The following is a 14,303-nucleotide window of genomic DNA, read 5'->3' on the forward strand; positions in this document are numbered from 1 at the left end:
TTGCGCTCAGGCGCGGATTTGTTGTGATGTGGTTGTGCTCTGGCAGATAGCAACATGTGCAACGTCTACCAGTTTACTTAACTGACTAAACAGTAAGTCGACCGACCGGGGGCTGGCAACGGTCAATTCGATATTTATATTCTGCGCATCGCTGGCAGCTTCCATATTCATGGAGCACACCTGAAAACCGCGATGGCGTACCACGCGTAAAACACGTTCTAACGTTTCCGGATTGAACCGAGCCTCAACGGCGACCTGATGTTGCATCATGATAATTTCTCCAGCATTTCTGAGTTACTGGCACCTGGCGGTACCAGAGGCCAGACATTCTCAAGTTCGTCGATTGAGACATGAAGCAGGTATGGCCCCTCGCTGTTCAGCATGGTGTCGAGTGCCGCTTCAACCTGGTCTTTACGGGTGATGTGTTGACCTGGTATGCCGAAGGCGCTGGCCAACATGAGGAAATCGGGGTTATCGGTAAGGGTGGTTTCGCTATAACGTTCCTGGAAAAACAGCTGCTGCCATTGTCGCACCATGCCTAACCGCTGGTTGTCGAGTAAAACTATCTTCAGCGGCAACTGCTTGCGTTTTACGGTGCCGAGCTCCTGTACATTCATCATGAAGGAACCGTCACCGGAGATACAGATTACCGTATCGTTCGGGCGAGCAACCTGCGCGCCAACCGCTGCTGGCAAGCCAAAGCCCATCGTACCCAGGCCGCTCGAGGTGATAAAATTTTCCGGGCGGGTGTAGGTCATATGCTGCGCCGACCACATCTGATGCTGGCCAACATCCGTTGTCACTACGCTGTCCACGGGTTTGCGATCGGACAACTGCTTCAACAACAGTGGTGCGTAGATAGCCTCACCGGGATGATCATAGCGCCAGGTATGCTCTGTGCGCAGTTCAGCACTATGCTGACGCCATGCGTCAATCTTCAGCGATTGCTGCAATGCCGGCAGCAGAGAATTTAAATCACCCTGCAATGCTACGTGCGCCTGGCGCAGCTTGTTCATTTCCGCAGGGTCGATATCCATGTGGATCACGCTGGCGTTTGGTGCGAAGGTATTCAGCTTGCCGGTCACCCGGTCATCAAAACGCGCGCCCACTGCAATCAGTAAATCACATTCTTGCACCGCGAAATTTGCCGCTTTAGTGCCGTGCATTCCCAACATACCCAAATAGTATGGGTAGTCAGCCTCTACTGCGCCCAGCCCCTTCAACGTGCAGGCGACCGGCATTTGGGTTACCGCGATAAATTCACGCAGGGCCGGGACCGCCTGCGCCATACCAACGCCACCACCTACGTACAGGATAGGTTTCTGCGCTTGTGCCAGCATTTTACGCGCCTGCTCAACGTCAGCGTGCGGGAAAACCTCTACGTTTTTGACTGTCGTAAAATACGGCTCCAGCGTACCGCTGGCCAATTGGATGTCTTTCGGGATATCAACCAGAACCGGCCCCGGACGACCGGAATTCGCTACAGCGAAAGCTTCAGCCATGATGCGCGGCAGCTCTTCCAGTGACTGCACCAGGAAACTGTGTTTGGTGCAGGACAGAGACATACCCAGAACGTCCACTTCCTGGAACGCATCCGTTCCGATGAAAGGTGATGCCACCTGGCCGGTGATCGCCACCACAGGAACTGAATCTAACAGCGCATCAGCAAGGCCCGTGATCAGGTTGGTAGCACCAGGCCCGGAAGTGGCGATACACACGCCGGTTTTACCGGTCGCACGGGCATAGCCAATTGCTGCCATTGCCGCGCCCTGCTCGTGTCGGCACAACAGGTGTTCTACGCCGCCGTCATATAACGCATCGTAAACCGGCATAATTGCGCCACCAGGATAACCAAAGACGGTTTGAACCCCTTGTGCACGCAACGCATGTACCACCCACTGTGCCCCATTCATAGTTACATCCCCGCCGGAAATCTTGAGAAACAGAATTTTATGCTACCGTTCACTTTCTGCTCCTCGTGTATGTTTTTAAGGTCAAAAAAAACCCCCGAACCTTTCGGTGCGGGGGTCTTAGTTCGTTAAGGCTTGTTTTCTAAGCCTTTCCTCGTCCAAGTGCAGCCCCGCACGGTGGGATAATAATCACCACCACGCTAATCACGACCAGGCTAATCACTCGTAGAAGGGCTGTCATTTTTGTATTTTCTTGCATCTTGTTCGAAGGAATACCTAAAGAGTTACCATAGAATTTGCAAATGACACAAGATATTTTTTTATTCGTTTTTCTGACGACGTTAACGGTTTAGATAAATATCGTTGTTTTTTAAACAAAAAATCAAAGGTGAAAATATTTCACGTTTCAGGTGATTCTCGGCAACCATTCCCTACTAAAAACGCCATTCAAAAGCGTTTGCGAGCGCTATTCCAGACTTAATGTAATCAGTGTTGAGCCACATAAAAACACGGGAATAAGCCTCTAAAAACCGTAATTATGTGAAATCTTGCCGCGATGTATTGCGACATAATGCTTTCATCAGGAGGGCTTATGTCACTATCGATTGTTCACACACGCGCTGCGCTGGGCGTGAATGCGCCGGCCATTACCATCGAGGTACATATCAGCAATGGTTTGCCTGGTTTAACCATGGTGGGATTACCCGAAACAACGGTGAAAGAGGCCCGCGATCGGGTTCGCAGTGCGGTAATTAATAGCGGTTATGAATTCCCGGCAAAGAAGATAACCATAAACCTCGCTCCAGCCGATCTCCCAAAAGAAGGGGGACGATATGATTTACCTATCGCAGTTGCGCTTCTGGCCGCTTCTGAGCAGCTTACTCCCCATAATCTCGATACATATGAGCTGGTAGGCGAATTAGCGCTTACAGGCGCGTTACGCGGCGTTCCCGGTGCGATATCAAGTGCAACCGAAGCCATTCGCGCAGGCAGAAGAATTATTGTCGCAAAAGAGAATGCAGCTGAAGTTGGACTAATACACGGTGAAGGGTGCCTGATAGCCGATCATCTACAGACAGTATGCGCATTCCTCGAAGGTAAGCATGATTTAGACAAACCATCATCGGCAGATTTTACCCCCTGCGCATTAGCAGATGATCTGAGCGATGTTATCGGCCAGGAACAGGGTAAACGCGGGCTGGAGCTTACCGCTGCTGGCGGTCATAACCTCTTACTCATCGGCCCTCCGGGTACGGGTAAGACCATGCTGGCCAGTCGCCTGAGAGGATTGCTTCCGCCACTGAGTAACGATGAGGCACTGGAAAGCGCCGCGATTCTTAGTCTGGTCAATTCCGACACGCTACAGAAACAGTGGAAACAACGCCCTTTTCGCTCTCCGCATCACAGTGCTTCATTAACCGCCATGGTCGGTGGAGGCTCTATTCCTGCGCCAGGCGAGATCTCTCTGGCGCATAACGGCATACTATTTCTGGATGAACTACCCGAGTTTGAGCGACGCACGCTGGATGCACTGCGCGAACCCATTGAGTCCGGACAGATACATCTATCCCGCACCAGAGCAAAAATCACCTATCCCGCTCGCTTTCAACTCATAGCCGCCATGAATCCCAGCCCAACAGGCCATTATCAGGGGAACCATAACCGCTGTACCCCAGAGCAGACGCTACGCTACCTCAATCGATTATCCGGTCCATTTCTTGACCGCTTCGATCTCTCTCTCGAAATCCCTTTGCCACCGCCCGGGATACTCAGCCAGAACCAGGTAAAAGGGGAAGATAGCGCAACGGTGAAGCAACGTGTTATGGCAGCGCGAGATCGTCAGTATCGACGACAAAATAAGTTAAACGCGCATCTGGACAGTCAGGATATCCATAAATACTGTCCACTGCGCAGCGACGATGCACAGTGGCTTGAAGAAACGCTCGCGCATCTCGGATTATCTATCCGCGCCTGGTTACGCCTGATAAAGGTTGCTCGAACGATCGCGGATATAGAACAATCTGACCATATCTCTCGCCAGCACTTACAGGAGGCTGTTGGGTATCGGGCGATAGACAGATTACTCATTCATTTGCAAAAACTACTGGCATAAAAAAAGGGCTTTCGCCCTTTTTTATTAATCATCAGATTCGGTGTAGTCTTCCGCACCTTCCACCTGAGGTTTCCCGCCTGACAGCGTGTGGAAGCGTTTTGGACGCTTAATGCGCGTCATGTATTTGGACCACACACGTTCAGCTTCGGTAACCGGTTCGCGCTCACCACGGCATACCGCAACAAACAGTTTTTCTTCTTCCGTTACCGGCTCACGCTTGCCCAGATCCAGCTCATTGAAAGCATAACCGTGACGCTCAAGCAGTTGTGCTTCTTTAATGGTGAAATCACCATGACGGGAGAATCCGCGGGGATAATATTTATTATCGAAATATCGATTAGTCGTCGTAAAGCTTTCCGCCATCCTGCACGCTCCTAATTCTTTGGCCGAGCTATTTATGGCGCGGAGTATTAGTTACGCTTGACAGAGCGTCAAACAAAAGATTTAAATCATAACGACAAATAATTTTATGGAGCGAGTTGTGGATACGGAATTGTTAAAAACTTTCCTGGAAGTTAGCCGGACACGCCACTTTGGCAGAGCTGCTGAAGCGCTCTATCTGACCCAATCAGCGGTTAGTTTCCGGATCAGACAACTGGAAAATCAATTGGGTGTAAACCTGTTCACCCGACACAGAAACAATATCCGTTTAACCGCTGCAGGTGAAAAATTACTGCCTTACGCTGAAACGCTGATGAATACGTGGCAAGCCGCACGTAAGGAGGTTGCGAATACCTCGCGGCATAACGAGTTTTCTATTGGTGCCAGCGCATCCCTCTGGGAATGCATGCTTAATGGCTGGCTGGGGCGTTTGTACCAATCCCAGGAGCCGCAATCCAGCCTGCAGTTTGAAGCGAGGATCGCTCAGCGACAGTCGTTAGTAAAACAGCTCCATGAACGACAGCTTGATCTACTGATTACTACCGAAACGCCCAAAATGGACGAATTTAGCAGCCAACTGTTGGGATATTTCACGCTGGCGCTCTATTGCAGTTCTCCTTCGCAAACCAAGGATGAACTGAATTATCTGCGTCTGGAATGGGGACCTGACTTTCAGCAACACGAAGCGGGATTGATTGCGGGAGATGAAGTGCCGGTACTCACCACCAGTTCGGCAGAATTGGCCAGGCAGCAACTTTCAGTCCTTAGAGGCTTTAGCTGGCTTCCGGTCAGTTGGGCTAAAGGTAAAAGCGATCTCCATACGGTTACTGACAGTACAACCCTTTCGCGCCCGTTATATGCAGTTTGGCTGCAAAACAGCGATAAACATGCACTGATTTGCGACTTGCTGAGAACGAATATTCTGGAAGATTAAAGAAAATACGGGCAAGGATGCCGGGAATAAAACAACTGGAAGGCACAGCGCAAATTGCAGATAAAAAAAATCCTTAGCAAGAATGCTAAGGATTGTTTCTGGCAGGGGCGGAGAGACTCGAACTCGCGACACCCGGTTTTGGAGACCGGTGCTCTACCAACTGAGCTACGCCCCTAAATTTTCTTATCATTAAGCCTGCTACTAAGCAGGCTTAATTTTCTAATAAGTGGCGGAACGGACGGGACTCGAACCCGCGACCCCCTGCGTGACAGGCAGGTATTCTAACCAACTGAACTACCGCTCCACCGAATTTCTTTGTCACTACCCGGATTCTTCATCCCGGTTTACTGCAATTTGATGCCTGGCAGTTCCCTACTCTCGCATGGGGAGACCCCACACTACCATCGGCGCTACGGCGTTTCACTTCTGAGTTCGGCATGGGGTCAGGTGGGACCACCGCGCTACAGCCGCCAGGCAAATTCTGTTATTAACCCGCTTTTCGCCGGTTAATCTTATCTGTATCAAGCTGAATGTCGTCTCTTCGCCAAAACATCTTCGGCGTTGTAAGGTTAAGCCTCACGGTTCATTAGTATCGGTTAGCTCAACGTATCGCTACGCTTACACACCCGACCTATCAACGTCATCGTCTTTAACGTTCCTTCAGGAGACTTAAAGTCTCAGGGAGAACTCATCTCGGGGCAAGTTTCGTGCTTAGATGCTTTCAGCACTTATCTCTTCCGCATTTAGCTACCGGGCAATGCCATTGGCATGACAACCCGAACACCAGTGATGCGTCCACTCCGGTCCTCTCGTACTAGGAGCAGCCCCCCTCAATTCTCCAGCGCCCACGGCAGATAGGGACCGAACTGTCTCACGACGTTCTAAACCCAGCTCGCGTACCACTTTAAATGGCGAACAGCCATACCCTTGGGACCTACTTCAGCCCCAGGATGTGATGAGCCGACATCGAGGTGCCAAACACCGCCGTCGATATGAACTCTTGGGCGGTATCAGCCTGTTATCCCCGGAGTACCTTTTATCCGTTGAGCGATGGCCCTTCCATTCAGAACCACCGGATCACTAAGACCTGCTTTCGCACCTGCTCGAGCCGTCACTCTCGCAGTCAAGCTAGCTTATGCCTTTGCACTAACCTCCTGATGTCCGACCAGGATTAGCTAACCTTCGTGCTCCTCCGTTACTCTTTAGGAGGAGACCGCCCCAGTCAAACTACCCACCAGACACTGTCCGCAACCCGGATTACGGGTCCACGTTAGAACACCAGCCATTAAAGGGTGGTATTTCAAGGATGGCTCCATGCAGACTGGCGTCCACACTTCAAAGCCTCCCACCTATCCTACACATCAAGGACCAGTGTTCAGTGTCAAGCTATAGTAAAGGTTCACGGGGTCTTTCCGTCTTGCCGCGGGTACACTGCATCTTCACAGCGAGTTCAATTTCACTGAGTCTCGGGTGGAGACAGCCTGGCCATCATTACGCCATTCGTGCAGGTCGGAACTTACCCGACAAGGAATTTCGCTACCTTAGGACCGTTATAGTTACGGCCGCCGTTTACCGGGGCTTCGATCAAGAGCTTCTCCTTACGGATAACCCCATCAATTAACCTTCCGGCACCGGGCAGGCGTCACACCGTATACGTCCACTTTCGTGTTTGCACAGTGCTGTGTTTTTAATAAACAGTTGCAGCCAGCTGGTATCTTCGACTGATTTCAGCTCCATGAGTAAATCACTTCACCTACATATCAGCGTGCCTTCTCCCGAAGTTACGGCACCATTTTGCCTAGTTCCTTCACCCGAGTTCTCTCAAGCGCCTTGGTATTCTCTACCTGACCACCTGTGTCGGTTTGGGGTACGATTTCGTGTTACCTGATGCTTAGAGGCTTTTCCTGGAAGCAGGGCATTTGTTACTTCAGCACCGTAGTGCCTCGTCATCACACCTCAGCGTTAAAAAGGTACCGGATTTACCTGGAACCTCCGCCTACATGCTTAAACCGGGACAACCGTCGCCCGGCTAACATAGCCTTCTCCGTCCCCCCTTCGCAGTAACACCAAGTACAGGAATATTAACCTGTTTCCCATCGACTACGCCTTTCGGCCTCGCCTTAGGGGTCGACTCACCCTGCCCCGATTAACGTTGGACAGGAACCCTTGGTCTTCCGGCGTGCGGGTTTTTCACCCGCATTATCGTTACTTATGTCAGCATTCGCACTTCTGATACCTCCAGCATACCTCACGATACACCTTCAACGGCTTACAGAACGCTCCCCTACCCAACAACACATAGTGTCGCTGCCGCAGCTTCGGTGCATGGTTTAGCCCCGTTACATCTTCCGCGCAGGCCGACTCGACCAGTGAGCTATTACGCTTTCTTTAAATGATGGCTGCTTCTAAGCCAACATCCTGGCTGTCTGTGCCTTCCCACATCGTTTCCCACTTAACCATGACTTTGGGACCTTAGCTGGCGGTCTGGGTTGTTTCCCTCTTCACGACGGACGTTAGCACCCGCCGTGTGTCTCCCGTGATAACATTCTTCGGTATTCGCAGTTTGCATCGGGTTGGTAAGTCGGGATGACCCCCTAGCCGAAACAGTGCTCTACCCCCGAAGATGAGTTCACGAGGCGCTACCTAAATAGCTTTCGGGGAGAACCAGCTATCTCCCGGTTTGATTGGCCTTTCACCCCCAGCCACAAGTCATCCGCTAATTTTTCAACATTAGTCGGTTCGGTCCTCCAGTTAGTGTTACCCAACCTTCAACCTGCCCATGGCTAGATCACCGGGTTTCGGGTCTATACCCTGCAACTTAACGCCCAGTTAAGACTCGGTTTCCCTTCGGCTCCCCTATACGGTTAACCTTGCTACAGAATATAAGTCGCTGACCCATTATACAAAAGGTACGCAGTCACCCCATAAAGAGGCTCCCACTGCTTGTACGTACACGGTTTCAGGTTCTTTTTCACTCCCCTCGCCGGGGTTCTTTTCGCCTTTCCCTCACGGTACTGGTTCACTATCGGTCAGTCAGGAGTATTTAGCCTTGGAGGATGGTCCCCCCATATTCAGACAGGATACCACGTGTCCCGCCCTACTCTTCGAGTTCACAACCTGTGCATTTTGGTGTACGGGACTATCACCCTGTACCGTCGGACTTTCCAGACCGTTCCACTAACACACAAGCTGATTCAGACTCTGGGCTGCTCCCCGTTCGCTCGCCGCTACTGGGGGAATCTCGGTTGATTTCTTTTCCTCGGGGTACTTAGATGTTTCAGTTCCCCCGGTTCGCTTCATTACGCTATGTATTCACGTAATGATAGTGTGTCGAAACACACTGGGTTTCCCCATTCGGAAATCGCCGGTTATAACGGTTCATATCACCTTACCGACGCTTATCGCAGATTAGCACGTCCTTCATCGCCTCTGACTGCCAGGGCATCCACCGTGTACGCTTAGTCGCTTAACCTCACAACCCGAAGATGTTTCGTAAAACACCATCGTGTTGCGAAAATTTGAGAGACTCGAACACACCGCTTTTCATTTCTTATTACGGAGAAATGAAACAGTGTGTCGTTTCAATTTTCAGCTTGATCCAGATTTTTAAAGAGCAAATATCTCAAACGTCACCCGAAGGTAAGTTTTGAGATATTGGGGTCGGCGACTTTCACTCACACATACCAGCAAGTGGCGTCCCCTAGGGGATTCGAACCCCTGTTACCGCCGTGAAAGGGCGGTGTCCTGGGCCTCTAGACGAAGGGGACGTATAAGTCTCAATCGCAAGACGCCTTGCTATTTACTTTTCATCAGACAATCTGTGTGAGCACTACAAAGAACGTTTCTTTAAGGTAAGGAGGTGATCCAACCGCAGGTTCCCCTACGGTTACCTTGTTACGACTTCACCCCAGTCATGAATCACAAAGTGGTAAGCGCCCTCCCGAAGGTTAAGCTACCTACTTCTTTTGCAACCCACTCCCATGGTGTGACGGGCGGTGTGTACAAGGCCCGGGAACGTATTCACCGTGGCATTCTGATCCACGATTACTAGCGATTCCGACTTCATGGAGTCGAGTTGCAGACTCCAATCCGGACTACGACATACTTTATGAGGTCCGCTTGCTCTCGCGAGGTCGCTTCTCTTTGTATATGCCATTGTAGCACGTGTGTAGCCCTACTCGTAAGGGCCATGATGACTTGACGTCATCCCCACCTTCCTCCAGTTTATCACTGGCAGTCTCCTTTGAGTTCCCGGCCTAACCGCTGGCAACAAAGGATAAGGGTTGCGCTCGTTGCGGGACTTAACCCAACATTTCACAACACGAGCTGACGACAGCCATGCAGCACCTGTCTCAGAGTTCCCGAAGGCACCAAAGCATCTCTGCTAAGTTCTCTGGATGTCAAGAGTAGGTAAGGTTCTTCGCGTTGCATCGAATTAAACCACATGCTCCACCGCTTGTGCGGGCCCCCGTCAATTCATTTGAGTTTTAACCTTGCGGCCGTACTCCCCAGGCGGTCGACTTAACGCGTTAGCTCCGGAAGCCACGCCTCAAGGGCACAACCTCCAAGTCGACATCGTTTACGGCGTGGACTACCAGGGTATCTAATCCTGTTTGCTCCCCACGCTTTCGCACCTGAGCGTCAGTCTTTGTCCAGGGGGCCGCCTTCGCCACCGGTATTCCTCCAGATCTCTACGCATTTCACCGCTACACCTGGAATTCTACCCCCCTCTACAAGACTCTAGCCTGCCAGTTTCGGATGCAGTTCCCAGGTTGAGCCCGGGGATTTCACATCCGACTTGACAGACCGCCTGCGTGCGCTTTACGCCCAGTAATTCCGATTAACGCTTGCACCCTCCGTATTACCGCGGCTGCTGGCACGGAGTTAGCCGGTGCTTCTTCTGCGAGTAACGTCAATCGCTGCGGTTATTAACCACAACGCCTTCCTCCTCGCTGAAAGTACTTTACAACCCGAAGGCCTTCTTCATACACGCGGCATGGCTGCATCAGGCTTGCGCCCATTGTGCAATATTCCCCACTGCTGCCTCCCGTAGGAGTCTGGACCGTGTCTCAGTTCCAGTGTGGCTGGTCATCCTCTCAGACCAGCTAGGGATCGTCGCCTAGGTGAGCCGTTACCCCACCTACTAGCTAATCCCATCTGGGCACATCCGATGGCAAGAGGCCCGAAGGTCCCCCTCTTTGGTCTTGCGACGTTATGCGGTATTAGCTACCGTTTCCAGTAGTTATCCCCCTCCATCGGGCAGTTTCCCAGACATTACTCACCCGTCCGCCACTCGTCACCCAAGGAGCAAGCTCCTCTGTGCTACCGTTCGACTTGCATGTGTTAGGCCTGCCGCCAGCGTTCAATCTGAGCCATGATCAAACTCTTCAATTTAAGTTTGATGCTCGTGAATTAAACTTCGTAATGAATTACGTATGTTCACTCAGAGACTTGGTATTCATTTTTCGTCTTGCGACGTTAAGAATCCGTATCTTCGAGTGCCCACACAGATTGTCTGATAAATTGTTAAAGAGCAGTGCCGCTTCGCTTTTTCTCAGCGGCGCGGGGTGTGCATATTACGCCATCCCGCTACGAAGTCAAGCATTTAATTTCGCTTTCTTCGCCGAAGTTCTCAGTGGAACCCCGCTGACCCGGCGGCTTGTAATCCGTTGTTCCGTGTCAGTGGAGGCGCATTATAGGGAGTTATTTCAGGCTGACAAGGAGAAATTTAAAATAACTTTCTGAGTGCGTGTTTTTTCACCAAAACAACCATTAACATGCCATAAAATAAGCAAATTGCCGTTTTTGCAGCCGCAATCACACTTCCAGGTGGCATACTAATGAATAAGAAAAAGAGTAAGGAAGAACATTCATGCCATTAAATGCCCAACAGCTAGCCGCACAGAAAAACTTGTCCTACGTTCTGGCCGAAAAGCTGGCTCAGCGAATATTAAAAGGTGAATACGCGCCGGGCGCTATATTGCCTGGCGAAATAGAGCTGGGCGATCAGTTTGGTGTGAGTCGCACCGCGGTAAGAGAGGCGGTAAAAACGTTAACGGCAAAAGGTATGGTATTACCACGCCCACGTATCGGCACACGCGTCATGCCGCAAGCAAACTGGAACTTCCTCGATCAGGAGCTGCTCACCTGGTGGATGACGGAAGATAATTTCCCGCAGGTCATTAAACATTTTCTGGTGATGCGTATCAGCCTGGAGCCTCAGGCGTGTTTACTGGCGGCGACCATTGGTACGGCTGAACAGAAAGCGCACCTCAACACGCTGATGGAAGAGATGGTCGAGCTGAAAAGAAACTTCAGACGCGAACGCTGGATTGAGGTTGATATCGCCTGGCATGAACACATCTATGAAATGAGTGCGAATCCGTTCCTTATTTCCTTTGCATCTCTGTTCCATTCGGTTTACCAGACCTACTTTACCTCTATTACCTATAACGATGTGGTGAAACTGGATTTGCACCAGGCCATTGTCGATGCAATAGATGATAACGATGGCGATCGTGCCTTTGCTGCTTGTCAGGCATTGCTGATAGCACCGAACGTGCTACCGGATAAATAATATGTCAGAAAAGAAATCACGCAGTATGGCCGGGCTACCGTGGATAGCAGCCATGGCCTTTTTTATGCAGGCACTAGACGCCACTATCCTCAATACCGCCCTACCCGCAATAGCACATAGTCTTAACCGCTCTCCGCTCGCCATGCAGTCGGCCATTATCAGCTATACCCTGACGGTCGCGATGCTGATCCCGGTAAGTGGTTGGTTGGCAGACCGATTTGGTACCCGACGCGTCTTTATGATTGCTGTTAGCCTGTTTACGTTGGGATCGCTGGCCTGTGCGCTGTCCAGCTCCCTAAGCGAGCTGGTGATTTTCCGTGTCATTCAGGGGATCGGTGGCGCCATGATGATGCCCGTTGCCCGTCTGGCGTTATTGCGTGCCTACCCTCGCAGTGAACTGCTTCCCGTGCTTAACTTCGTCACCATGCCTGGACTTGTGGGGCCGATTTTAGGTCCGGTATTGGGCGGTGTACTGGTTACATGGGCCAGTTGGCACTGGATCTTCCTGATTAATATTCCAATTGGCATTGCCGGTATCTTCTATGCCCGCAAATATATGCCGAACTTCACCACCCCACGCCGCGGTTTTGATATGACCGGTTTCTTTCTGTTTGGTTTGAGCCTGGTGTTGTTTTCCAGCGGCGTTGAATTGTTCGGTGAGAAGCTTGTCGCTACCTGGATCGCACTCGGTATTATTCTTGCCAGTGTGTTGTTACTACTCGCCTATATTCGCCATGCTCGTCGTCACCCAACGCCACTTATATCTCTTCCGATATTTAAGACTCGAACCTTTTCTGTTGGGATCGCCGGCAACCTCGCCACTCGCCTGGGCACAGGCTGCGTGCCCTTCTTAATGCCGCTGATGTTGCAGGTAGGCTTTGGATATCCGGCTCTGATAGCTGGTTGTATGATGGCGCCAACGGCGTTGGGTTCAATTCTGGCAAAATCCATGGTGACGCAGGTTCTGCGCAAACTCGGCTACAGGACCACATTGGTGGGTGTTACGGTTTTTATCGGCCTGATGATTGCGCAGTTCGCTTTGCAATCTCCTGCCATGCCGGTCTGGATGCTGATCCTGCCGTTGTTCATTTTAGGTATGGCAATGTCCACCCAGTTTACCTCAATGAATACTATCACTCTGGCGGATCTGACCGATGAAAACGCCAGCAGCGGCAACAGCGTATTGGCCGTTACTCAGCAGTTATCAATCAGTTTAGGGGTTGCCATCAGCGCCGCCGTTCTACGTATCTATGAAGGTATGGAAGGAACTAATACGGTCGAGCAATTCCATTACACCTTTATGACGATGGGCGCTATCACGGTAATATCCGCGCTGATGTTCATGCTGCTAAAAGCCAAAGATGGACGTAACCTGATCAAAGATCGGCATAAACCTAAACCGACCCCCGCTCCATCAAAACAGGAGTAAGCTGCAAACGCTGTTGCTGTAATGCGGGCTGGGCCATCCGATGGATTAATACATCGATGGCCAGTTCGCCCAATTCATCTTTTGGTTGATGTATGGTCGTCAGCGGAGGCGTCATATAGCGCGCCAGCTCGATATCATCATAACCCACCACCGCCATATCCTGCGGAATGCGCAATCCCGACTGGTACAGAGCCTGATACGCGCCAACCGCCATTGCATCATTACCGGTAAAAACGGCCTGCGGTCGCTGTTTATGCGACAGCAACGTTTGCATAGCTTCAAAGCCGCCACCGAACTCAAAGTCACCGGTAATCTCGTAGCCTTCCGGGACAGGCAAGCCCGCCCGCTTCATTGCCGCCCGATATCCTTCCAGGCGCAAACGCGCCGGGGTTTTATCCAGCGGCCCGGTGATGCAGGCAATGCGCGTAAAACCTTTTTCGATAAGATGTTGCGTGGCTAAATCCCCGCCCAGCAGGGAGTTATCCTGAATCAGATCGCTTTCACCATCAAAGGGCGACCAGTCCATCATCACGGTCGGTATAGAAGGATAACGCTGCATTATCTCTCTGGAAGGCTGATGTGTTTCCGTGCAGAGCAGCAGCAAGCCATCCACGCGTTTTTGCATTAGCGTTTCCAGATTACGGTTCATGCGCTGTTCATCGCCTTCGGTATTGCACAGCACCAGGCTGTAGCCGCGCTCAAAACAGCTACGTTCAACGCCGCGCACCAGCTCAGAATAGAAGGGATTGGTACTGGCAGTGATTAACATGCCAATCGTGCGGGTCTGGTTTAACTTGAGGCTACGCGCCAGCGCGGAGGGAGCGTAGTTAAGCGCTTTAATCGCAGCTTCTACTTTGTCAGTGACAGACTCACTGACAAAGCGATCTTTATTAATGACGTGAGAAACCGTCGACGTGGAAACACCCGCCAGGCGGGCGACGTCCTTCATTGTAGCCAAG

Annotated in this window: 9 protein-coding genes, 3 tRNA genes and 3 rRNA genes; 4 read left to right on the forward strand and 11 right to left on the reverse strand. The window is 51.3% G+C overall.

Annotation, left to right across the window (positions count from 1 at the left end; genetic code table 11):
- Positions 1-6 precede the first annotated feature (6 nt).
- The 3 genes from ilvM to ilvL form a co-directional block, all read right to left on the reverse strand.
- Positions 7-270: an acetolactate synthase 2 small subunit gene (gene ilvM / locus GFB57_RS04285; protein ID WP_003018017.1), complete on the reverse strand. Its 264-nt coding sequence runs from the start codon at positions 268-270 to the stop codon at positions 7-9.
- Entirely contained in the window at positions 267-1,913 is a 1,647-nt protein-coding gene (gene ilvG / locus GFB57_RS04290) for an acetolactate synthase 2 catalytic subunit (RefSeq protein ID WP_003018020.1), read from the reverse strand. Before ilvG ends, ilvM begins: the two co-directional genes overlap by 4 nt.
- Before the next feature lie 139 nt (positions 1,914-2,052).
- The gene (gene ilvL / locus GFB57_RS04295) at positions 2,053-2,151 is read right to left on the reverse strand and encodes an ilv operon leader peptide (protein WP_001311244.1); all 99 of its coding nucleotides are present in this window, start codon (positions 2,149-2,151) and stop codon (positions 2,053-2,055) included.
- 351 nt (positions 2,152-2,502) lie between these two features.
- On the opposite strand from ilvL, the gene GFB57_RS04300 reads away from it, so the two are divergent.
- A complete protein-coding gene (locus GFB57_RS04300; protein ID WP_003018022.1) occupies positions 2,503-4,023 on the forward strand; it encodes a YifB family Mg chelatase-like AAA ATPase in 1,521 nt (506 codons plus the stop codon).
- 24 nt (positions 4,024-4,047) lie between these two features.
- On the opposite strand, the gene maoP is transcribed toward GFB57_RS04300, so the two are convergent.
- The gene (gene maoP, locus GFB57_RS04305; RefSeq protein WP_003018025.1) at positions 4,048-4,386 is read right to left on the reverse strand and encodes a macrodomain Ori organization protein MaoP; all 339 of its coding nucleotides are present in this window, start codon (positions 4,384-4,386) and stop codon (positions 4,048-4,050) included.
- Between the two features lie 106 nt (positions 4,387-4,492).
- Between maoP and hdfR the strand changes: the two genes are divergently transcribed.
- Positions 4,493-5,338, forward strand: a complete 846-nt coding sequence (gene hdfR / locus GFB57_RS04310; protein ID WP_085952510.1) for an HTH-type transcriptional regulator HdfR — start codon at positions 4,493-4,495, stop codon at positions 5,336-5,338.
- 99 nt (positions 5,339-5,437) lie between these two features.
- Here hdfR and GFB57_RS04315 read toward each other — a convergent pair.
- The 6 genes from GFB57_RS04315 to GFB57_RS04340 all read right to left on the reverse strand — a co-directional run bounded on the left by GFB57_RS04315 (position 5,438) and on the right by GFB57_RS04340 (position 10,732).
- Positions 5,438-5,513 (reverse strand) — tRNA-Trp (locus GFB57_RS04315).
- 52 nt (positions 5,514-5,565) lie between these two features.
- Positions 5,566-5,642 (reverse strand) — tRNA-Asp (locus GFB57_RS04320).
- A 55-nt stretch (positions 5,643-5,697) separates the two neighbouring features.
- Positions 5,698-5,813: ribosomal RNA gene (gene rrf, locus GFB57_RS04325) — 5S ribosomal RNA — on the reverse strand.
- 90 nt (positions 5,814-5,903) lie between these two features.
- Positions 5,904-8,810, reverse strand: a 23S ribosomal RNA gene (locus tag GFB57_RS04330).
- A 219-nt stretch (positions 8,811-9,029) separates the two neighbouring features.
- Positions 9,030-9,105, reverse strand: a tRNA-Glu gene (locus GFB57_RS04335).
- A gap of 85 nt (positions 9,106-9,190) precedes the next feature.
- Positions 9,191-10,732 (reverse strand): 16S ribosomal RNA (locus GFB57_RS04340).
- The 16S, 23S and 5S rRNA genes sit together here with 3 tRNA genes alongside, the layout of an rRNA operon.
- 478 nt (positions 10,733-11,210) lie before the next feature.
- On the opposite strand from GFB57_RS04340, the gene GFB57_RS04345 reads away from it, so the two are divergent.
- Together GFB57_RS04345 and mdtD are read left to right on the forward strand one after the other, a co-directional pair.
- Entirely contained in the window at positions 11,211-11,915 is a 705-nt protein-coding gene (locus GFB57_RS04345; RefSeq protein WP_003023753.1) for a FadR/GntR family transcriptional regulator, read from the forward strand.
- Position 11,916: 1 nt separating this feature from the next.
- Positions 11,917-13,344 (forward strand): multidrug transporter subunit MdtD, encoded by a 1,428-nt coding sequence (gene mdtD / locus GFB57_RS04350; protein WP_003023755.1) that lies wholly within the window; start codon positions 11,917-11,919, stop codon positions 13,342-13,344.
- On the opposite strand, the gene rbsR is transcribed toward mdtD, so the two are convergent.
- On the reverse strand, positions 13,310-14,302 hold the full coding sequence (gene rbsR, locus GFB57_RS04355) for a ribose operon transcriptional repressor RbsR (RefSeq protein ID WP_003023757.1): 993 nt from the start codon (positions 14,300-14,302) through the stop codon (positions 13,310-13,312). The genes mdtD and rbsR overlap by 35 nt on opposite strands.
- Position 14,303: the final 1 nt, after the last annotated feature.

Source organism: Citrobacter sp. S39 (assembly GCF_009495675.1).
In the GTDB taxonomy this organism is placed as follows: Bacteria; Pseudomonadota; Gammaproteobacteria; order Enterobacterales; family Enterobacteriaceae; genus Citrobacter; species Citrobacter freundii.